Genomic DNA, 22,371 nt, shown 5'->3' with positions numbered 1-22,371 from the left:
GAATAATCTTGCGCTTTAGTATAATATTAGTTATAATCTAATTACTTAATTTTGAAAATAACTTTTCTTGCAATCTTACGAGCTGCAGCTGAATCTTTAGAAACTGCGTCGTCAATTCCGTTACCTGTAGCAGATACTTTAGAAGAAGCAACACCAGCTTTAACTAAGATATCTTTAACTGCGTTAGCACGTTTTGCAGATAATGTATTGTTGTAAGATTTGTTTCCTACAGCATCAGCATATCCTAAAACTTCTACAGAAGCAGATGGGTTATTTTTCATGTAGTTAACGATGAAGTTAATTCCATCAACTGAAGTTGGTTGAGATTTATCAAAGTCAAAGTATACAGCAACGTATCCTTTATTGATAAGTTCTTTAATCATTGCAGCGTCATCAGAGCTAACTGGTTTCTCAGCGTTACCATATTTCTCAGCGATAAACGCTTCAATGTTGTCAGCAATACCATTGTTGTTTTTGTCGATATTTCTACCTCTTGAATCTACTAATGCACCTGCTGGAGTGTTTGGCTCTAAATCTAAGTAATCAGCAACACCGTCTCCATCAGAGTCAATAAGCATTCCTTCTACTTTAGATAATCTTCCGTCTAACTCAGATAATAAGTTGTTCTCTTGAGCTGCTTCAGCATACCAGTCAGCGTGTTGAGCATGTTTACCTAAGTAAACAGAGATACCAACTGTTGCGTTCATCATTGTACCTTGGAAGTTTGAACGGTTTGTAGTACTTAATCCGTCAAAGTTTTGGTTTTGTTGAACGTTTTGTACGAATGTAAAATCAGCGTTTAAAGCAACACGTCTGTGTAATTTAACTTGTCCAGTTAAACCAGCCATAATGTGTCCCATGTTATCTGTACCTGTAAATCCGTCTCCATTCATCCAAGAGAAACCTCCCCCTGCGTGAGCTTGAACGTTTAATACTTTAGTCCAGTTTTCGAAGTTAAGAACTCTACCTAAGTTTACAACTCCTTCAACACTTGTTCTGTAGTAGTTAGTATTTAAATCTGCATCGTTAGTCCAGCTATCTAATTTGTCATATCCAAAAGAAGCTTTAACTCCGAATTTGTTATTTAAACTGTAACGTACACCACCATCTAAGTGCATGTTTTCGAAAGTTTCACCTGTATATCCTGAAGTTAAAGTTCTTGCAGGTTTAGCAAAACCACCATTTAAGTCAATAGACCATTTGTTGTAAGGTTTGTCTTGAGCATTAGCTACACCAAAAGCTAATACAGAAGCCAATAACGGTAATGTTAATTTTTTCATAGTTGTATTTTTAATTTCCACTAAACTTGATTTTAAGTAACCAAGTCTTTACTAATCGCTTAAGGAGCAAATATAATCTAAACTTTTGAAATATCAGAAAAATTCATACTTTTATTTCAAAATACATCGTATTTACTACAAATATGTAAAATTAAAAGAACTAAGATGAAATATACCTCTAAGATTTTTGTCACTGTAGATGTGATATTGTTTAAAGAAAAGATAAGGGATTTAGAAATACTTTTAATAAAACGCAAAAACGAGCCATTTCGTGATTATTGGGCCTTACCAGGTGGTTTTGTTGATGAAAATGAGGATTTAAAGATAGCTGCGAGTAGAGAATTACTTGAAGAAACATCAATTCTATGCAAAGAACTTACCCAAACTAAAGCTTATGGTACACCTTTTAGAGATCCACGATCACATACTATTAGTGTTGCTTTTTATGGAGAAGTAGGGGAAGAGGTAATAGGTAAAGCAGCAGATGACGCTAAAGAACTTGCCTGGTTTAGTATTACTAACTTACCAGAATTAGCATTTGATCATGCTGAAATTATTGCTGATGCCATAGAAATAAGAAAAAAAAATAAGCCTGAATAGGCTTATTTTTTTATGCTTTAGAGTTTAACAACTTGTTTTCCATGATAAAAGTACCAAATGGAACAACAGAAGCTACACAAATCAGACCGTATTTCTTCCAGCTCCATTTCTCATCACTTTTAAGAACAGTTGCCATTACAATATAAAGTATAAATAAAACACCATGTGCCATTCCTACTTTACTTACCATTGCTGGCATATCCATAAAATATTTTAAAGGCATTGCTATAAATAGTAATACTAAAAGAGAAATACCCTCAAGTAGAGCAATAATTTTAAATGATTTAAGCATTTTTAATTAATTTACGAGTTTTGAGTGGCTAATATAGATTTTATATTAGAACAAAAAAAGCCTATCAGACAATCTGATAGGCTTTTTTTGTTATGATTAACATTTCTAATTAGAAAGCTTGCAATCTTGTGTTGTAATCTCTCAAATCTTCAATGTTATGTTTGTTATTAATATCTTTATATAGAGATAAAAGGTATTGTAAACTTTCTAAATCATTTTGGGCAGCTGCAATTTCAGCAACAACTCCTTCAGTTTCCTCTATAGCCTCATCTGATGGAATAGCAATCAAAAAAGCATTGTTATTTTGAATATGCTCGTAAGTTAAACGAATAGATTTTACTAGAACCGGTTTCTCTTCTAATAAAGCGAATTCTCTTAGTTTTTGTAAATCCGGAACAATATTTTCTACAACAAGTCCATCAGCAATTAAATCCGATTGGATCTTTTTAATCAATTTTAAAGCATTTGCGTTTTCCACAGTAAATATCTTTTAAGTATAAAAAATTATAGCACAAAAATAATCTTTTTAACCTATTATAAGAAAACAAAACGTGATTTATTTTAATAAAAAAGAATTAAACAACATCAAATCAGTTATTTATAAGACAAAATAGTCCTTAATATCCCTAAAAATCCCAACTAAATATCATTATTAAAAAGAAAAACCGCCCTTTTCCGAAGAATAGAAGCGGTTTTTTCAAACAAACTAAACCAAACTGTTTGTTTCCTTATTAGAAAACATATTCGTTTGCGTCTACCAATTTGCTTGCAATTGTTTCTCTCAATGCATTCACATTTGGTAGATTCACATATTTTGTAAATCTGCGTAGCCCCATTAACATAACACGTTGTTCATCTCCTTCAGCAAAAGAAGCAATTCCTTCTTTTCCTTTCTCAGAGATAATATCAACAGCGTGGTATAAGTATAACTGAGCCATTGCAATTTCTTCTTTAATATTTTCTTGTCCCTTTAATTTAGCAAGCTTTTCTGTTCTAAGAATAGCACTTTCTGCCATATAGATCTCAATCATCATATCAGATGCAGCCATTAATAAAGCTTGATGTTTCTCTAAATCTGGACCATATTTCTGAACAGCACTACCTGCAACCATTAAGAATGCTTTTTTCAATTTCTCGATAAGCTCTTTTTCTTCAGCAAATAATTCAGAATAATCTGGTGTGTCAAAACTTGGAATACTCATTAACTCATCAGCTACTTGCATTGCAGGTCCTAATAAATCAACGTGTCCTTTCATTGCTTTTTTGATTAACATACCAACTGCTAACATACGGTTGATCTCGTTCGTCCCTTCATAAATACGAGCAATACGAGCATCTCTCCAAGCGCTTTCCATTGGTGTATCTTCCGAGAACCCCATTCCTCCAAAGATTTGGATTCCTTCATCAGCACAAGATTGTACGTCTTCAGAAACAGCTACTTTAAGAATAGAACACTCAATAGCGAACTCTTCAACTCCTTTTAATTCTGCATCTTGGTGTGTATTACCTTCTGCTATACGTTGATTAATACGCTCTTCAATACTTGCTGCTGCTCTATATGAAGCCGCTTCACCTACATAAGCATTTGTTGCCATTTCAGCTAATTTTGTACGGATTGCACCAAAAGATGAAATAGGTGTTTTAAACTGAATACGCTCATTAGCATATTGAACCGATTGCGTAATTAAACGACGTTGTGAGTCTAAACAAGCTGCTGCAAGTTTAATACGACCAACGTTTAAAGCATTCATAGCAATTTTGAAACCATTTCCTCTTTCAGACAACATATTTTCAACAGGAACTTTTGTTTCGCTGAAGAATACTTGACGAGTAGAAGAGGCTCTAATTCCTAATTTGTGTTCCTCTTCTCCTAATGTAATACCGTTACTTGGATCATTTTCAACGATAAAACCTGTAATGTTTTTATCATCTTCAATACGTGCAAATACGATAAATAAATTACAAAATCCTGCATTAGAAATCCACATTTTTTGTCCTGTGATAGAGTAGTGCTTACCATCTTCAGACAAAACAGCTTTTGTTTTTCCTGAGTTTGCATCTGATCCTGCATCTGGTTCTGTTAAACAGTATGCACCAAACCATTCTCCTGAAGCTAACTTAGGAACGTATTTATTCTTTTGTTCTTCATTACCATAAAGTGTAATTGGCATTGTTCCAATACCTGTATGTGCACCAAAAGCAGTAGAGAAAGACCCAGTAGCTCCTGAAATATAATCACAAACTAACATTGTAGAAACAAATCCCATTCCCAATCCTCCGTAAGCCTCTGGAACTGCTACTCCTAATAAACCTAGTTCACCTGCTTTACGCATACTTGATTCTGTAAAAGCGTAATCTTTTTTCTCAAAACGCTCTTTATTTGGCCATATCTCTTTGTCAATAAATTCCTTTACTGACTCACGCATCATTACTTGCTCTTCAGAGAAATCTTCTGGAGTGAAAACATTCTCGCATTTAGTTTCTTTTACAAGGAATTGACCTCCTCTTGTGATATCTGTACTCATAGTTTTATTTCGTTATTGGTTAATAGTCTTTATAGCAATTCATAGATTCCTGCAGCTCCTTGTCCAGTACCTACACACATAGTTACCATTCCATATTTAGAACCACGGCGTTTCATTTCATCAAATAATTGAACGGATAATTTTGCTCCTGTACATCCCAGTGGGTGACCAAGTGCAATTGCACCCCCATTTACATTGATGATTTCTGGATTCAAATCTAATTCGCGAATTACTGCTAATGATTGTGAAGCGAAAGCCTCGTTTAATTCAAACAGATCAATATCTTTAACTTGTAATCCTGCTTGTTTTAATACTTTCGGAATAGCTTTAACAGGGCCCATTCCCATAATTCTTGGTTCTACACCAGCCGCTGCATAATTTACCATTCTTGCAATTGGCTCAATGTTTAACTCTTTTACCATTTCTTCAGACATAATCATAACAAAAGCAGCACCATCACTTGTTTGTGAAGAGTTACCAGCTGTTACAGATCCATCAGCAGCGAATACCGGACGCAATTTAGATAATGCTTCAATTGAAGTACCTGCTCTTGGTCCTTCATCTTTAGTAACAGTATATGATTTAGTATCGCGTTTTCCTTTTTCGTTAACAAATACTTCATTCACTGTAATGGGTACAATTTGATTATCAAACTTACCATCTGCTTGTGCTTTTAAAGCTTTCATATGTGAATTAAAAGCAAACTCATCTTGATCAGCACGAGATACATTGAATTGTTTTGCTACCGCTTCAGCAGTAAGTCCCATTCCCCAATAGTAATCTTCGTGTCCTTCTTTGGCTACACCGTAATCAGGAGTAGGCTTATACCCACCCATAGGAATGTAACTCATACTTTCAGCACCTCCAGCAATGATACAATCTGCCATTCCAGCTTGAATCTTAGCTACAGCCATACCAATTGTTTCAATTCCTGAAGCACAGTAACGGTTTACTGTTACACCAGGTACATCCTCAACTTTTAACCCCATTAAAGAAATTAAACGAGCAATGTTTAACCCTTGTTCAGCCTCAGGCATTGCATTACCTACCATAACATCGTCAATGCGACTTTTGTCGAATTCAGGTAATGACTTCATTAAGTGCTCTATTGTTTCAGCAGCAAGTTCATCAGGTCTTTTAAATCTGAATACACCTCTTGGTGCTTTACCTACAGCTGTTCTATATCCTTGTACTATATATGCAGTTTTCATTTTCTCAGTAGTTTAAATTAGATTAAAGATTAGTTTCTCAATGGTTTACCATTTTTCAACATAAATTGGATTCTTTCCAATGTTTTACGTTCCCCACATAGAGATAAGAAAGCCTCTCTTTCTAAGTCAAGTAAATATTGTTCTGTTACCAATGTAGCTTCAGATAAATCACCTCCAGCCATTACGTAAGCTAACTTGTTAGCAATCTTACGGTCGTGTTCTGAAATGTATTTACCAGCCATCATACTATCTGTTCCTACTAAGAACATACCCAATGCTTGACGTCCAAGTACTTTAATGTCTTTGCGTTTCACAGGCTGTGTATATCCCGCTTCTGCCATCACTAAAGCCTCACGTTTAGCTTGAGCTAATTGTAAATCTTTATTTACAACTACAATATCCTTTCCTCTTTGTAAAATGTTCAAGTCATACGCTTCTTGTGCAGAAGTAGCTACTTTAGCCATTCCAATAGTCAAGAAGTGCTCTTGAAGAGTGTTTAACTCCACGTCGTTTTTGCGGTAAAGATCTGCTGCTCTAACTGTCATTTCTTTAGAACCACCACCACCAGGGATAAGACCAACGCCAAACTCTACTAATCCAATATAAGTTTCAGCAGCCGCTACAACTTTATCAGCGTGTAAGCTCAACTCACATCCACCACCAAAAGTCATTCCGTGTGGAGCCGCTACAACAGGAATACCAGAGTAACGCATTTTCATCATCGTGTCTTGGAACATTTTAATTGCGATGTTTAATTCATCGTAATCTTGCTCCGCAGCCATCATAAAAATCATCATTAAGTTAGCACCAACTGAGAAGTTAGACCCTTGGTTACCAACTACTAATCCTTGGAAGTCTTTTTCAGCAATTTCAACAGCTTTGTTTAATCCTGCCAAAACACCACCACCAATCGTATTCATTTTTGAGTGGAACTCTAAGTTTACAATTCCATCTCCAAGGTCAATTAACGAAGCCTCACTATTGCCCCAAACTTTATTCGTTGCTCTAATATTATCAAGAATAATGAATGCATCTTGACCAGGAATTGCCTCAAATGCTTTTGTATTTTGGTTGTAGAATAACTTCTTACCATTTTCAACTTTATAGAAGCTTTTAGCTCCTGTAGCTGCTAATTCTTTTACCCAATCAGCAACTTGATATCCTTCTTTTTCAACAATTGCAATACCTTTCTCAAGACCTACAAGATCCCAAGTTTGGAACGGACCATATTTCCACGCATAACCAGTACGCATTGCATCATCAATAGGGTAGAAGGTATCTGTAATTTCAGGTACGCGTTGTGAAACATAAGCAAAAAGAGACGCAAAGTGTTTGCGAATTAGATCTCCTGCTTTTCCTTGATCCGCAAGTAATACAGCTAATTTAGCTTTAGTACCTCCTGCTTGCTTAGCCGTTTCAACAGCAGTAATTTTAGCACGCTCTAAAGGTCTGTACTCTAATTTTTCAAGGTCAAGAGCAAAGCGGTTTGTTTTCCCTTCTTTATCTACCTCTTTGTAATAAAATCCTTTACGCGATTTATCTCCTAAGAATTTGTTTTCCAATAAGAAGTTTAAAGGCTTACTGTCTTTAATCCCTTGAATCATTGCATCATTAGGACAATTTTGTTTTAAACCAGTAGTAACATTAATAGCAGTATCTAACCCTACTAAATCTCCTAATTTAAACGTACCCGTTTTTGGTCTTCCTAAAATAGATCCTGTTAACGTATCCGCTTCTTCAATAGTTAATCCAAGTTCTTGAGCCAATTGCATTACCATTGCCATTGAGTAAACTCCTACACGGTTACCAATAAACCCTGGAGTATCTTTACACAATACAGGTGTTTTTCCTAAGTATAAGCTTGAATAACGTTGGAAGAATGAAATCACCTCAGGAGATGTTTGTGGTCCTGGAATAATTTCAAACAATTGTAAATATCTTGGAGGATTAAAGAAGTGCGTTCCACAGAAGTGTTTTTGGAAATCTTCTGAACGGCCTTCAACCATTAAGTTCATAGGAATACCAGAGGTATTCGAAGTAATTAAAGAACCTGGTTTTCTATATTTTTCAATCTGTTCAAAAACAGACTTTTTAATGTCTAATCTTTCGATAACAACCTCAATAACCCAGTCGCAATCTTTTATTTTTACTAAATCATCTTCAATATTTCCAGTAGAAATGCGTTCAGCAAATTTCTGCAAGTAAATAGGAGACGGTTTAGATTTCAAAGCATTTGCCAAGTGCGTATTCGCAATTCTATTTCTTACAACTTTACTTTCTAAAGTAAGGCCTTTCTTTTCCTCATCTGGCGTTAACTCACGAGGCAAGATGTCAAGAAGCAATACTTCTAAGCCAATATTAGCAAAGTGACAAGCAATAGCTGATCCCATAACACCAGAACCCACTACCGCTACTTTTTTAATAATACGTTTCATACTTTAAATAATTCTTTGGTTTATAGTCTAATTTTCAAGCCTTAAGATAAGATTATTTTTCTTCAAAAATGTTCTTGTCGTTAATCAGTTGATTGATAACATCTGTAACTTCAATAAAATTTCGAATCTTCTCTTCAGAGATATGTGATTTAATTTTTTCATTAAATCGTTTAACCTTGGCTCTTGATAGTTCTCTTTTTTCAAGACCGAGTGGAGTAAGTTTAATAATGACCCCACGTCCGTCATTAGGATTTTTCTCTTTAGTAATCAAACCCTTTTCTTCCATCTTTTTAAGCGTACGTGTTAAGCTCGTAGCTTCCATTCCCATATTAGGACCTAATAGGGTAGAAGGAGTACCCTCTCTATCAATACTTAATAAAGCAAAAGCAAGTGCCATACTGGCATCATATTTAGCAGCTTCTTCATTGTACATTCTCGATACAGCTTGCCACGTTGCTCTCAAAACGTAATCTATAGTTTTGTTTTTCATACCTTATTGATTAAATCAAATATAAAAAAAAATAGTATGCGTGCATACTATTTCTTCTTTTTTTCTTTTTATTAGTAAAATTTTAACTTTTACCCTCTGTAAATCTTCTCGTATAAATCTTTGTACATTTCTAAAATAATACGACGACGTAGCTTAAGAGTAGGGGTTAAGTGCTCACTATCAATACTCCATACTTCTGGTGTAAGTTCAAATTTCTTCACTTGTTCCCATTTACCAAACTTTTTATTGATGTGAACTACCTCTTCCATAATACGATCAATGACCTTTTGATTTTTAACTAACTCTTCATTAGTTGTACCAATATCATATCGTTTTCTTCTTGCCCATTCTCTTACGAATTCAAAATTTGGTTGAATAAAGGCTGCAGGCATTTTTTCACCCTCACCAATAACCATAATCTGCTCTATAAAACGAGATTGTTTCATTCTGTTTTCAATCATCTGCGGAGCTACATATTTCCCTCCAGAAGTCTTGAACATCTCTTTTTTACGATCTGTAATATGTAAGAAACCATCTTCGTCTATACGTCCGATGTCTTCTGTATGGAAGTAACCATTCTTAATAACCGAATTTGTTTTTTCTTCATCTTTATAGTATCCTAACATAACGTTTGGACCTTTACACAAGATTTCACCATCTTCAGCAATCTTAACTTCTACGTTACCGATTGGACGTCCAACAGTACCCGAACGCAATCCTCCATTTCTCTTATCATTTACAGCGATAACAGGAGAAGTTTCTGTTAGTCCATATCCTTCCATTACAGGAAGTCCAGCAGCGTTAAAAACTTTAGATAAACGAGGTTGTAATGCAGCACTACCACAAACAATAATCTTCATTTCACCACCCAGTGCTTCTTGCCATTTTTTGAAAACCAACTTTCTTGCTATTCCTAATTGAATATTGTAAAACAACCCTCTGTTGTATGGTTTATATCTAAAACCAAGTTCTAATGCCCAGAAAAATGCTCTCTTTTTAAAGCCTGTCAATGCAGAACCTGTTGTAAAGATTTTATCGTACACTTTTTCAAGTAAACGAGGTACAACAGTCATTACATTAGGTTTTACTTCCTTCATATTTTCCCCCATCTTTTCTATTGACTCCGCAAAATAAATAGAAACACCACTATATTGGTATAAATAGGTAATCATACGTTCAAAAACGTGACAAATAGGTAAGAAGCTCAGCCCTCTATATTTCTCTTCTCTTGTAAAAGGAACTCTATCCCAGCTTCCTGTAACGTTTGCAAGCAAATTCGTGTGAGACAACATTACTCCCTTCGGCTTTCCTGTTGTTCCAGAAGTATAGATAAGTGTAGCCAAGTGATCTCCCGTAATCGTATCTTTAATGCGTTCTACATCTGCTTGATTACTCTCATCAGCACCAAGTTCAAACAAGACATCAAAATTTTTACAACCTTCTATTTGATCAAAAGAGTAAACCTCTTTTAAAAGGGGTAATTCTTCTTTAACAGACATCAATTTATCATAAATCTCCTGATCTGAAACTACGCAATATGTAGCTTCAGAATGACTGATAATATACTGATAATCTTCTGCAGCGATAGTAGGGTAGATAGGCACGTTCTGTGCTCCGATTTGCAACAAACCAATGTCAAGCAAATGCCATTTAGTCTGGTTAGCACCAGAAATAACAGCTATTTTTTCATTTTCTTTTATTCCTAAGCGCAATAAGGCTCTTGAAAGAGCGTTCGCTTTATTTATATATTCCTGAGAAGAAGTCTTCTCCCATTTTCCATTTACTTTCGTAACTAACGCATCCTCTAAAGGAAATTGTGCGTTTTGTAGGTAAGGAATATCAAAAAGTCTTGTAGGATTTACCATGTTTACATTAATTAGCTTACGCAAAGTATAAAAAAAAAACTATATAAACTATAATGAGTTAAAAAAGATAATAATCTAAAGTTTTAATTAAATTTGTGGTTTTACTAAAAAATTTCAAAATACACTTATCATATGACATCTAATCGTTTCAGATTAAATGAAATGTTAGTTATGGGCTATCGATTGCTGTTGGCTTTTTTCTTCTATTTCATTGCGCGAACTTTATTTTACATTTACAATACAGATTTATTAAATGTAGACTCTGTTGGTCAGTTTTTATCCTTAGCTTACCACGGTTTGACTTTTGATAGAATGGCTATTTTTTATGTTAATAGTTTATTCATTATTATGTCTATTTTACCGTTGTTTATCAATACTAAAAAAGGCTACCAAAAAGCAGTTTTCTATGCTTATATTATTCCTAATTTAATTGCATATTCTACCAATTTCATCGATTTTATTTACTACAGATTTATCTATGCAAGAACAACTATTGCTGTTTTTGACAGTTTAGAACACGAATCTAATAAGGGACAATTATTTTTTAACTTCTTAGTAAACTATTGGCACGTTTTCGTTCTATGTGTTTTACTTTGTGCTTCTTGGATTTACCTGTATAAAAAAGTTAAGTTCACAACACCCCTAAAAGTAGAGGCTAAAAAACCTTATTGGTTATCTACTGCTATAATAACAGTAGTAGTAGGTGTGGGATTTGTAGCTGGTGTACGCGGTGATTTAAAGAAAACAACTCGTCCTTTAAATATCATTGATGCTAATAGAAATGTATCTAAACCAGAACACGCCGATATTGTTTTAAATACACCTTTTGCTATTTTGCGTACTATCGGTAAAACGAGTTTTAAAAAGGTGGAGTATATGGATGAGCAGACTTTAGCTCAAAATGTTAGTGCTATTAAGCAATACAATACTAATGAGCCTTCAACGCCAAATATCGTATTGTTTATCACAGAAAGTTATGCCAGAGAATATATAGGTGCTTTTAATGAAGATATGAATATTCCGAACTTTAAAAGCTACACGCCATTTATAGATTCTTTAGCTCAACACAGTCTTATTTTTCCAAACGCATTTGCAAACGGATATAAGTCCATTCACGGAGTTTCTTCTGTTGTAGCAGGTATTCCTTCGTTTAAAGATGCATTTACATCGTCTCCGTTTCCTAAACAAAAGATTGAGTCGTTGGTATCTACGTTGAAATCTAAAGGGTATGATACATCTTTTTTTCACGGTGCTCCAAATGGATCAATGGGATTTTTAGGGTTTGGTAATATCTTGGGATATGACCATTATTACGGAAAAACAGAATACAACAATGACGCTGACTTTGATGGAACATGGGGGATATGGGATGAACCATTTTTTCAATATATGCGAAAGACATTAAATGATAAAAAGGGACCATTCTTTGCGACTTTATTTACTGTTTCTTCACACGAACCGTTTAATATTCCTAAAGAATATGAAGGTAAGTTTCCTGTTGGAAATCAGCAAATACACAAAACAGTAGGTTATACTGATTATGCATTTAAACGCTTCTTTGAAGAGAGTAGCAAAGAACCGTGGTTTGAAAACACTATATTTATTATAACAGCAGATCATACAAATCAAATTGATTATGACGAATATAGAAAACTTGTAAATCGCACTGCTGTTCCTATTCTGTTTTACAGTCCGAAAGGCAATTTAAAGGGGGTAGATAAACGTTTAGCACAGCAGATAGATATTTATCCTACTGTATTAGATTTAATTGGTTATGACAAACCTTTTAGAAGCTGGGGACGTAGCTTGATCAATGATACGATTACAAAACCTTTTACTGTTAATTACGGTGCTAATGAATACACCTACCAAGAAGGTAATTATATCTGTAGGTTTAACGGCAAGGAAGTAACCGGATTTTACGCGATTACCGACAAAGGATTAGAGAAAAATTTAATCAAAAATAAAAATAAAGAAATGGAAGCTATTGAGATGAAATGCAAAGCTTTTATTCAAGATTATTTTGAAAGAATTATAGATAAAAAGTTAGATTAGCATCACATAAAAATAAAAAAAAGCTCTTGAGTATTTTATTCAAGGGCTTTTTTTTGTACCTATAAATACTTGTTTTACAAATTAATTAGATACTGTAACAATAGAAACAAGGCGAATTATAACATACTTTATAAGTCGCCTTGTTCGGAAGTTGTTCGAGACAAGTTCGAGAGTTGTTCGGAAAAAGGGGGTGTTTTCCGAACAACTCTCGACTAAATGTACAATTACTTTCTTTTTTAAGTCTTTTAAACCTTGTGTCATTTTAAAAGAAAAAAAGACTTATTGTATTTTAAAAATAGAGTTGAAAGCAAAATAAAGCCTTTACACAAAGCATAAAGGCAAGAAGTTTATAAAATGCTTAAAGATTACTCTTCAAGGTCATTTTTTTTCAATAACTCTTTTGCTCTTGCTAAATCTTCTTCTTCAACAAAAACGTGAACTGCCTTATCAGCAGATCCAAAACCTGCTGTAATAGCAGAATCAATATCATCTCTAACAATATATCTAATATTGTTTTCTTCTAATACATCTTTAACTGCAAGGACCATAATTTCACTTCCAGCAAATAATTTTTTATGACTCATAACATACTTATTTATACCTCTAAATTAAAACTATTTGATTTTATAACGAAATTAAATTCAATATAAAATAATTTGTTTGATTTTAGTAAGCGTAAAGTCTAATCGCATAGCTCTGAAATACAAAATAAAGAAGTGGGCTGTATAGTAATCTTTTATAATCTGGTAAAAATTTAGTATCTTAAGGAAGATTTTGAATAAATTCAATGTGTTATGAAGATAGAAGAGACTAAGGCGTATCGTCAATTGGGAGAAGTATCTCAATTAATTGTGAGTAAGAGTGCTTCTAAAAAGAGAATACAAGAAGCAGTAACTATGGTCAGAACTATAGGAGTAGAAAAATGGGAACGAATAACTAATCTGCCCATCTTGTGGCATAATATTGTAAAAGAGCTTGCTGTATAAACAGCAAGCTCTTTTACAATATTTATAAAAAAATCGGAGCCACCCAAAGGCGACTCCGACAAATCAAATTATAACTAACTATTCTTTTATATTTTAAACCTCTTGGTTTCTGAATACTAACTCATTGTTGAAAGCATCTAATAAAATCATACTGTCTGCTTTTACTTTACCAGCCAATATCTCTTTAGACAAGCGGTTTAATACTTCGCGTTGTACAACACGTTTTACTGGACGAGCTCCAAACTCTGGTTCAAAACCTTTACTTGCTAAGAACTCTTTAGCTTCAGCTGTAGCTTCCATATGAATGTTTTGTTGTTGTAACATTCTAAACACACCTTGCAGTTGTATATCCACAATAGATAAGATATTGTCTTTACTTAATGGAGTAAACATTACTACCTCATCAATACGGTTTAAAAACTCTGGGCGTACAGTTTGTTTCAACTCGTTTAAAACACCTTCTTTAGCTTCTTCTGAAGCTTGCTCTATAGAAGAGATATTCTCAAATTTCTCTTGAATAATATGACTACCCATATTAGAAGTCATAATGATAATTGTGTTTTTAAAATCAGCTAAACGTCCTTTGTTATCTGTTAAACGTCCTTCATCCAATACTTGTAATAAGATATTAAACGTATCTGGGTGTGCTTTTTCAATCTCATCTAATAAAACAACAGAATATGGTTTTCTACGAACAGCCTCTGTTAATTGTCCTCCTTCATCATATCCTACGTATCCTGGAGGCGCTCCAACTAATCTACTTACGCTATGACGCTCTCCATACTCACTCATATCTATACGAGTCATTGCATTTTCATCGTCAAATAAGTACATTGCTAAAGCTTTTGCCAACTCCGTTTTACCAACCCCTGTTGTACCTAAGAATAGGAACGAACCAATTGGTTTTTTAGGGTCTTGTAGGCCGGCGCGACTTCTACGTACAGCGTCACTAATTGCTTCTATTGCTTCTTCTTGTCCTACAACGCGTTTGTGTAACTCAGTTTCTAAGTGAAGTAATTTCTCTCTTTCACTTTGCAACATTTTTGTTACAGGAACACCAGTCCATTTAGCAACAACTTCTGCAATATCATCACTTGTAACTTCTTCTTTAATAAGCGAGTGTCCACTTTGATTAGCTTCTACTTGTTTTTGTGCAACGTCAAGTTTCTCTTGTGCGTCTTTAATTTTACCATAGCGCAACTCAGCAACTTTTCCGTAATCACCTTCACGTTCTGCTTTTTCAGCTTCTAACTTGTAAGTCTCTATTTCTTGTTTGATAGTTTGCACTTGATCAACAACCTCTTTTTCAGATTGCCATTTAGTGAAAATATCATTTCTTTCTTCTTTTAAGTTGGCAACTTCAAGTCCTAATGATTTTAATTTCTCTTCATCATTTTCTCTTTTAATTGCCTCAATCTCAATTTCCAACTGCATAATCTTACGATCAAGAGCATCTAATTCCTCTGGTTTAGAGTTAATCTCCATTCTCAACTTAGCTGCTGCCTCATCCATTAAATCAATAGCTTTGTCTGGTAAGAAACGGTTAGTAATATAACGCTCAGACAAGTTTACTGCTGCAATAATCGCTTCGTCTTTGATACGCACTTTGTGGTGAGCTTCATATTTCTCTTTAATACCACGTAAGATAGAGATAGCGCTCTCTGTATCTGGTTCATCTACAATTACTTTTTGGAAACGACGTTCTAATGCTTTGTCTTTTTCAAAGTACTTTTGATACTCATCTAAAGTTGTTGCTCCAATAGAACGAAGTTCTCCTCTTGCTAAAGCAGGTTTTAAAATGTTTGCAGCATCCATAGCTCCGTCACCACCACCAGCACCTACAAGGGTATGAATCTCATCAATAAACAAGATTATGTTACCTTCTGCTGAAGTAACTTCTTTAACTACCGCTTTTAAACGTTCTTCAAATTCACCTTTATACTTCGCACCAGCAATCAAAGCTCCCATATCTAATGAGAAGATTTGTTTATCTTTTAAGTTGTCTGGCACGTCTTGTTGTACAATACGGTGTGCTAATCCTTCTGCAATAGCAGTTTTACCAACACCTGGCTCACCAATTAACATTGGGTTATTTTTAGTACGGCGACTCAAGATTTGCAATACACGTCTAATCTCTTCATCACGACCAATTACAGGGTCTAATTTCCCTTCGTTAGCCAACTGTGTTAAGTTATTCGCATATTTATTTAAAGAGTTGTAAGTCTCTTCAGCAGACGCAGAAGTAACTCTTGCTCCATTTCTAATTTCGTTAATTGCCGCTTCTAATTGTTTTTCTGTTACTCCTTGATCTTTTAAGATTTGAGCAACGCGACTTCTTGATTTAAAGATGGCTAAGATTAAGTGTTCAATTGAAACAAACTCATCTTTCATCTTTGTAGCAATAGCTTGTGCTTCTGTAAGAGCAGTACCTGCTTCACGAGACAAACCTATATCTGCACCTGATACTTTAGGAAAGTTTTGGATAGTAGCATCTAAAACAGATTTAAAAGTATCAACGTTTATGTTTAATTTTTTTAAGATGAAAGGTGTTACGTTTTCATCTACTTCCATAATAGCTTTGAAAATGTGTTCATTCTCAATTTGCTGTTGCCCTAAACCTTGTACGATAACTTGCGCACGCTGTAGAGCTTCTTGTGATTTTATTGTAAAATTATTTAAGTTCATTTGTGTAATATTTTTGGTTGCTTAGTAATAGTCAATTTATGTTCCAAAGTAGTTGTTGCGACTTTTTGTCAATATTTTTCTTGCTTAGTGTGGCTATTGATGTCAAAAAGTCATAATTTAGCCTTAATTATAATAAAACAGATAACATTTTGTCTTATGAACTGGATTCAACTTACAGAAAGTACACAAATAGAGGACCTAATTAAACAGTCTGAAGAGAAGGCTGTGGTTATTTTTAAAAGTAGTAACAGATGCTATATTAGTAAATTTGCTTTGAAAAACTTTGAAAGTAGTTTTACTAATCCAACAGACGCACCTTGCTATATGGTAGATGTAGTAGCTAATCGATTGGTGTCAATGGAGATTGCTGATAAGTTTCAGATTCACCACGAATCACCACAGCTTTTGATTATTTCTAAAGGAAAAGCTGTATTCCACACTTCTCATGAGAGTATAGACGGAAAGGATACAGAAAAATTATTGTTGCGTTTATAATCCGCTATTACAATAGTAAAAGAGGCCAGATATTAATCTGGCCTCTTTTAGTTAATGACTGTTATTCTATTTTTTGATAATTTAAGTCTATAGACGATACAATCTTTGCATTAGGACTATATTCACTTGATTGGATAGTTTCTACAACAGCAGTTGCTAATACTTCTGCTTGTTTTATATCTTCAGCTTCTTTAGCTACTGTTCCTTCAATAGCAATACCATCAATATCTATTTCTTTAATTCCAGTATTGTTTACTTCAAATATTCTAAGTAAACCAACGGCAAAAGAGTTTTCGTCGTGAAACTTTATATCAGAAACAAGTATTTCTTTATTTTTGCTATCAATCTGTGTAGTAAAAGTTACGCTTTTGAAACTTTTAGTTTCTCTTTCAAGCTCAACGAACTTGATAAGTTGTTTATAGACTTCCTCAAATTTTTGAAAATTAGCTTCACTGCTTAAATCATTACCCGTATATGTTATTTTAAACTGTTTTGTTTTAATTGGCTTAACAGACTCAAAGCTTGTGAAAAAACTTGACTTATTTGCATACACCATACCTAAGGTAGAGCATATACACATTGCTGTGATGATTATTCTTTTCATAAATAGCTGATTTTAGGTTTTTTATATCTACAATTTACGAAATTCAAACAAATTAGACATTGAAAAATAAAAAAAAGAGGTTTCTAACTTAGAAACCTCTTTTATACTACATAATTTATGTGTTCACAGTTATGGAAAGTACTGCTATTAAATCAAAATTAAATTGACAATGTATTGTAATTTTTCTCGTTTAATTGGAACATGTATTTATGTGCATTAGGTGTACCTATAAAGTACGAAGGCAAGTCTTTCATGTCTACACCGTAAACCTTTAAAGCAAATTCACACACTACTAATTTGATTCCTGCTTTATTAGCAGCATCAAATTCTGCGCGGAATTCTTTATTGTGAAGTTCTTGTACCATTTGCCCCATAATTACAATTTCAAAGTCAACTTTTGGATTGGCTTGTTTCATTTCTGACGCAGTCATGATAGAAGCACGTAAGTTTTTTATTGACTGAACAAGAATAGCAAACTTTTCCCCTTTTGTTTCTTGAAACAAAACACTCTCTGAATTGTTAGTTGTCATTGGTGCTGCATACGTTACTGCATTTGCTGATAAAACTAAAGCGAAGGCTAAAACTATTTTTTTCATACTTAATAAATTATTTTTTGTTATTAAATCTGAAGCGAAAATAGAGTAGTATTTATGTCTTGGCAGTAACAATTGTTACACAAAGGGGTTATTTGGTTTTTTATCTCTTATAAAAAAGATAGTGTAACTATTGTTACTTTAACTAAAAGAATAGAAATGTATGTTTGTATCATTATTAAAATGATAGAAGATGAATAAGATAATAGGTTATTTTAAAAAGTGGACTCCAATGAGATGGGTGAGATTAGGTCTTGCTGTTTTGCTAATTTTTCAAGCAATTGACGCACAGCTTTGGGTGCTTGCAATTCCTGCTGTGTACTTATTATTACAGGCTTTCTTTAACTTCGGATGTAAAAACGACTCTTGCAAGATATAACTAACTGATTTAGTAGTAGTTGTTTGTTAAAACTTTTTTGTGTTAAAAAATATAAGATGTCTTTTGTTTAATTACTTTTGACGCCACTTTTATAACATAATAAAATTACATGAAAAGAAGATTACTTTACTCAACTATCACAATGGCAGGATTACTGTCTTTTTATGGTTGTAAAAACAAGCAAGAAGATCAGCCTATTACTATAGATTCTCAAACAACGGAAGAAGTTATTGATACAAATGAAGAGATTACTTTTAATAATTTAGGTGAAGATGAAGATGGCTTTGAACACTATAGTATTTTGAGTGGTTTTGAAAATATGAAGGAATACCCTAAACATTATGATTTCAAAACAAAAATGATTACTCCAGGTACCTTTCACAGCGATGAAGTTCCGACAGAGGTAAACGATATCAAATGGTACGGATTATATAAAGATACGGATCAAGCGTATAAGATTACAGAGGCAAAACCTGAAGTAAGCCAAGTATTTGACCCTGTTTTAGATGAGGATGGAGAGATGACAGGAGTAGAGGTGGCTCAAAGTGAAGAAAAACCTTTCTTAGCCTTTGTAGAAAGCAATATAGACTTAACTACTTCAGCTATTGAAACGACTACTTTACCGAGTTATATCTACCCAGGAGAAAAAGTACAATTCACTTATAAAGGGAAAGAATACACACTTTTTGCAACAGGAACACGTAAGTCAAGTGGTATTTCAGAACAAGATATTCAAGAGTCTATTGTAAACGGATTTGAGATGCCTAAGTTTTATGTGAAAGACTATACACTTCGTTTAGAGGTAAAAGATACAGAAATGAAGAATGAGATTGTCTTGTTATCACAAAAGTTTTTTGAAGAAGGGGTAGTACCTAAGATAATGTTCGGAGGAGATATAAACAATGATAATGTAGTTGACTTAATCTTAGATACAGCAACGCATTACAACGTATCAAGACCAACCTTATATTTGTCTAAACAAAACCAAAATCAAGTAACATTAAAACCAGTAGCAGCACACGAAACTGTTGGTTGTTAAACATAAAAAAACTCCTTATAAGTAAATTTATAAGGAGTTTTTCTTTTTATAGTTAATTAGATTTTAACTGAAGCAGGTAATAACATACTGCTAACTTCACCAAAGCCAATTCTTACTTCGTCATTTTGACAATATCCCTTCATTGTTACAGTATCGTAGTCGTGAATGAAAGAACGCGTACTACCATCAGGCATTTCAATTGGTTTAGAACCAGCCCAAGCCAATTCCAACATCGAACCAAAGCTTGATGGATCTTTTCCTGAAATAGTACCAGACCCCATTAAATCACCAGAGTTAATTTTACATCCGTTGATAGTATGGTGAGCCAATTGCTGACTCATTGTCCAATAAAGATATTTGAAGTTTGAAGTACAAATAAGCTTCTCTGTACTGTTCTCAGGTTTTAAGTAAACCTCAAGGTTGATGTCAAATGTTTTATTTCCTTTTTGTTGTAAATAGGGAAGAGGTAGCGGGTTTTGTTCAGGACTAGCTACTCTGAACGGTTCTAAGGCATCAATTGAAATAATCCAAGGAGATATTGAAGTTGCAAAGTTCTTTGCTAAAAATGGCCCTAACGGGACATATTCCCACGTTTGAATGTCACGTGCACTCCAGTCATTTAACAATACCATACCAAAGATGTGTTCTTCTGCATCATCAACCAAAATATTCTCTCCTAATAAATTAGCATCTGTAGTAATAAATCCAGTTTCTAATTCAAAGTCTACACGCTGTGAAGGACCGAAAACAGGAGTTTTTTCTCCTTTTGGTAATGTTTGGCCTACTGGTCTTTTTACATTTACACCAGACGGAACAATTGTAGAGCTTCTACCGTGATATCCTACAGGAATGTGTAACCAATTGGGCATTAAAGCATTTTCTGGGTCTCTAAACATTATACCAACGTTAGTAGCGTGTTCTTTACTTGAATAGAAATCTGTATAATCACCAATATAAACAGGTAATTGCATTTCTACCTCACTCATATCAAAAATAACTGCCTCTCTGTGCTTTGCATTATTCTTTAAAGTGTCATTATTGTAGTCAAATATATCTGCGATGCGATTTCTAACCTCGCGCCAAGTCTTTTTCCCGTTAGAAATGAAGTCATTCAGTGTATCTTGTAAAAATACGTCATCCGTTAATTCAATACCTTTAAAATACCCCAACATTTGTAAAGCACTCAAATCAATCGCATAATTTCCAATACGCGTACCTATTGTAATCACGTCGTCTTTGGTAATAAAAACTCCAAAAGGAATATTCTGGATTGGAAAATCAGAGTCATTACTTACCTCAAGCCACGTTTTCCTTTTAGGATCATTTGCACTAATTATCATAATCGTTTTTTAATTTGTATTAATAGTATATTCAAATATATAATTAAGACTGAAATTAACAAACGATTTTTGTACATTTGAAAGCAATTTAACGTAACACACAAACTAAATGGCAAGAGACACAGAAATTTTTGATCTAATTTTAGAAGAGCAAGACAGACAAATTCATGGTATTGAATTAATTGCATCAGAGAACTTCGTAAGTGAAGATACTATGGAGGCAGCTGGTTCTTGTTTAACTAATAAATATGCGGAAGGATATCCTAATAAACGCTACTACGGAGGATGTGAAGTAGTTGACGTTGTTGAACAAATTGCTATTGATAGAGCAAAAGCTTTATTTGGAGCAGAATATGTAAACGTACAACCACACTCTGGTTCACAAGCAAACACTGAGGTATTTGCAGCGTGTCTTAAACCTGGTGATAAAATCTTAGGATTTGACTTATCTCACGGAGGACACTTAACTCACGGTTCACCTGTAAACTTCTCTGGAAAATTATACAACCCTGTATTCTACGGTGTTGAGCAAGAGACTGGAATGTTGAACTATGACAAAATTCAAGAAATCGCTACTAAAGAGCAACCTAAGTTAATCATTGCTGGGGCTTCTGCTTATTCAAGAGATATGGATTTCGAACGTTTCAGAAAAATTGCTGACAGCGTTGGTGCTATCTTAATGGCTGATATTTCTCACCCTGCAGGACTTATTGCTAAAGGTTTATTGAATGACCCTGTTCCTCATTGTCATATCATCACGACTACAACTCACAAAACGTTGAGAGGACCTCGTGGAGGAATGATTATGATGGGGAAAGACTTCCCTAATCCATTTGGAATCAAAACTCCTAAAGGTGAGGTTAGAATGATGTCTTCTTTATTAGACAGTGCTGTTTTCCCAGGAAACCAAGGAGGACCATTAATGCACATTATCGCTGCTAAAGCGGTTGCATTTGGTGAGGCGCTTTCTGACGAGTTCTTTAACTATACTTTACAAGTACAAAAGAATGCTAAAGCTATGGCTGAGGCTTTCGTAAAAAGAGGATATGATATCATTTCTGGTGGTACAGATAACCATATGATGTTAATCGACCTTAGAAACAAGAATATTTCTGGTAAAGATGCTGAAAACGCTTTAGTTAAAGCTGAAATTACTGTTAATAAGAATATGGTTCCTTTTGATGACAAATCTCCTTTCGTAACTTCAGGTATCCGTATTGGTACTCCTGCTATTACTACAAGAGGTTTAGTTGAAGCTGATATGGAAACTATCGTTGCTTTAATCGATAAAGTAATCATGAACCACACTGACGAAGCTATCATCGAAGAAATTGCTGATCAAGTAAATGAAATGATGGAAGAACGTCCAATGTTTGTATGGTAATATAATTAAGTATTTATATGACTAGTCCTAAAATAGATTGACAAGTTTTTAAACAATACATCCAGAGGGATTTTCTCTCTGGATTTTTTTATGCACATAATTTGGAGTGAGCA

20 protein-coding genes are annotated in these 22,371 nt (G+C 34.1%); 7 read left to right on the top strand and 13 right to left on the bottom strand.

Annotated elements, in window-relative coordinates:
• Positions 1-41 precede the first annotated feature (41 nt).
• The gene (locus BLT46_RS07105; RefSeq protein WP_090408364.1) at positions 42-1,280 is read right to left on the bottom strand and encodes an OmpA family protein; all 1,239 of its coding nucleotides are present in this window, start codon (positions 1,278-1,280) and stop codon (positions 42-44) included.
• A gap of 165 nt (positions 1,281-1,445) precedes the next feature.
• Here BLT46_RS07105 and BLT46_RS07100 point away from each other — a divergent pair, with 165 nt between their 5' ends.
• Positions 1,446-1,880, top strand: a complete 435-nt coding sequence (locus BLT46_RS07100; RefSeq protein WP_090408361.1) for an NUDIX domain-containing protein — start codon at positions 1,446-1,448, stop codon at positions 1,878-1,880.
• A gap of 10 nt (positions 1,881-1,890) precedes the next feature.
• Here the strand turns inward: BLT46_RS07100 and BLT46_RS07095 are convergent, their stop codons facing one another.
• From BLT46_RS07095 to BLT46_RS07065, 7 genes are all read right to left on the bottom strand, one after another.
• Positions 1,891-2,172, bottom strand: coding sequence for a DUF3817 domain-containing protein (locus tag BLT46_RS07095; protein WP_090408357.1), 282 nt, complete (start codon positions 2,170-2,172; stop codon positions 1,891-1,893).
• Positions 2,173-2,281: 109 nt separating this feature from the next.
• Positions 2,282-2,650 carry a hypothetical protein gene (locus BLT46_RS07090; protein WP_090408354.1) on the bottom strand — a complete coding sequence of 123 codons (369 nt, stop codon included), beginning with the start codon at positions 2,648-2,650 and terminating at the stop codon, positions 2,282-2,284.
• 253 nt (positions 2,651-2,903) lie between these two features.
• Positions 2,904-4,697, bottom strand: a complete 1,794-nt coding sequence (locus tag BLT46_RS07085; RefSeq protein WP_090408351.1) for an acyl-CoA dehydrogenase family protein — start codon at positions 4,695-4,697, stop codon at positions 2,904-2,906.
• A gap of 29 nt (positions 4,698-4,726) precedes the next feature.
• Entirely contained in the window at positions 4,727-5,908 is a 1,182-nt protein-coding gene (locus BLT46_RS07080; protein ID WP_090408348.1) for an acetyl-CoA C-acyltransferase, read from the bottom strand.
• 29 nt (positions 5,909-5,937) lie between these two features.
• A complete protein-coding gene (locus tag BLT46_RS07075) occupies positions 5,938-8,343 on the bottom strand; it encodes a 3-hydroxyacyl-CoA dehydrogenase/enoyl-CoA hydratase family protein (RefSeq protein ID WP_090408345.1) in 2,406 nt (801 codons plus the stop codon).
• A gap of 52 nt (positions 8,344-8,395) precedes the next feature.
• Entirely contained in the window at positions 8,396-8,833 is a 438-nt protein-coding gene (locus BLT46_RS07070; protein ID WP_090408342.1) for a MarR family winged helix-turn-helix transcriptional regulator, read from the bottom strand.
• 89 nt (positions 8,834-8,922) lie between these two features.
• Positions 8,923-10,698, bottom strand: coding sequence for an AMP-dependent synthetase/ligase (locus tag BLT46_RS07065; RefSeq protein WP_090408340.1), 1,776 nt, complete (start codon positions 10,696-10,698; stop codon positions 8,923-8,925).
• Positions 10,699-10,830: 132 nt separating this feature from the next.
• Between BLT46_RS07065 and BLT46_RS07060 the strand changes: the two genes are divergently transcribed.
• Positions 10,831-12,753, top strand: coding sequence for an LTA synthase family protein (locus tag BLT46_RS07060; RefSeq protein WP_090408337.1), 1,923 nt, complete (start codon positions 10,831-10,833; stop codon positions 12,751-12,753).
• Between the two features lie 365 nt (positions 12,754-13,118).
• On the opposite strand, the gene BLT46_RS07055 is transcribed toward BLT46_RS07060, so the two are convergent.
• Positions 13,119-13,337, bottom strand: coding sequence for a putative signal transducing protein (locus BLT46_RS07055; RefSeq protein ID WP_090408334.1), 219 nt, complete (start codon positions 13,335-13,337; stop codon positions 13,119-13,121).
• A 210-nt stretch (positions 13,338-13,547) separates the two neighbouring features.
• Here BLT46_RS07055 and BLT46_RS07050 point away from each other — a divergent pair, with 210 nt between their 5' ends.
• A complete protein-coding gene (locus BLT46_RS07050; protein WP_090408331.1) occupies positions 13,548-13,739 on the top strand; it encodes a hypothetical protein in 192 nt (63 codons plus the stop codon).
• 93 nt (positions 13,740-13,832) lie between these two features.
• Here the strand turns inward: BLT46_RS07050 and clpB are convergent, their stop codons facing one another.
• Positions 13,833-16,424, bottom strand: a complete 2,592-nt coding sequence (gene clpB, locus BLT46_RS07045) for an ATP-dependent chaperone ClpB (protein ID WP_090408329.1) — start codon at positions 16,422-16,424, stop codon at positions 13,833-13,835.
• A gap of 156 nt (positions 16,425-16,580) precedes the next feature.
• Between clpB and ytxJ the strand changes: the two genes are divergently transcribed.
• The gene (gene ytxJ / locus BLT46_RS07040; protein WP_090408327.1) at positions 16,581-16,919 is read left to right on the top strand and encodes a bacillithiol system redox-active protein YtxJ; all 339 of its coding nucleotides are present in this window, start codon (positions 16,581-16,583) and stop codon (positions 16,917-16,919) included.
• A gap of 61 nt (positions 16,920-16,980) precedes the next feature.
• Here ytxJ and BLT46_RS07035 read toward each other — a convergent pair whose 3' ends face one another.
• Together BLT46_RS07035 and BLT46_RS07030 are read right to left on the bottom strand one after the other, a co-directional pair.
• Entirely contained in the window at positions 16,981-17,523 is a 543-nt protein-coding gene (locus BLT46_RS07035; protein WP_090408324.1) for a hypothetical protein, read from the bottom strand.
• A gap of 158 nt (positions 17,524-17,681) precedes the next feature.
• Positions 17,682-18,119, bottom strand: coding sequence for a hypothetical protein (locus tag BLT46_RS07030; RefSeq protein ID WP_090408572.1), 438 nt, complete (start codon positions 18,117-18,119; stop codon positions 17,682-17,684).
• Positions 18,120-18,309: 190 nt separating this feature from the next.
• On the opposite strand from BLT46_RS07030, the gene BLT46_RS07025 reads away from it, so the two are divergent.
• Together BLT46_RS07025 and BLT46_RS07020 are read left to right on the top strand one after the other, a co-directional pair.
• Positions 18,310-18,495 (top strand): hypothetical protein, encoded by a 186-nt coding sequence (locus tag BLT46_RS07025; protein ID WP_090408321.1) that lies wholly within the window; start codon positions 18,310-18,312, stop codon positions 18,493-18,495.
• A 109-nt stretch (positions 18,496-18,604) separates the two neighbouring features.
• Complete coding sequence (locus tag BLT46_RS07020) at positions 18,605-19,534, top strand: hypothetical protein (RefSeq protein ID WP_090408318.1); 930 nt, start codon at positions 18,605-18,607, stop codon at positions 19,532-19,534.
• A gap of 56 nt (positions 19,535-19,590) precedes the next feature.
• Here the strand turns inward: BLT46_RS07020 and fahA are convergent, their stop codons facing one another.
• Positions 19,591-20,874 (bottom strand): fumarylacetoacetase, encoded by a 1,284-nt coding sequence (gene fahA, locus BLT46_RS07015; RefSeq protein ID WP_090408313.1) that lies wholly within the window; start codon positions 20,872-20,874, stop codon positions 19,591-19,593.
• 109 nt (positions 20,875-20,983) lie between these two features.
• On the opposite strand from fahA, the gene glyA reads away from it, so the two are divergent.
• Complete coding sequence (gene glyA / locus BLT46_RS07010) at positions 20,984-22,258, top strand: serine hydroxymethyltransferase (RefSeq protein ID WP_090408310.1); 1,275 nt, start codon at positions 20,984-20,986, stop codon at positions 22,256-22,258.
• Positions 22,259-22,371 lie beyond the last annotated feature (113 nt).

The organism is Myroides phaeus (assembly GCF_900099675.1).
In the GTDB taxonomy this organism is placed as follows: Bacteria; Bacteroidota; Bacteroidia; order Flavobacteriales; family Flavobacteriaceae; genus Flavobacterium; species Flavobacterium phaeum.
The sequence above is the reverse complement of the archived record's forward strand: the minus strand, read 5'-3'. Positions and strand labels throughout refer to the sequence as shown.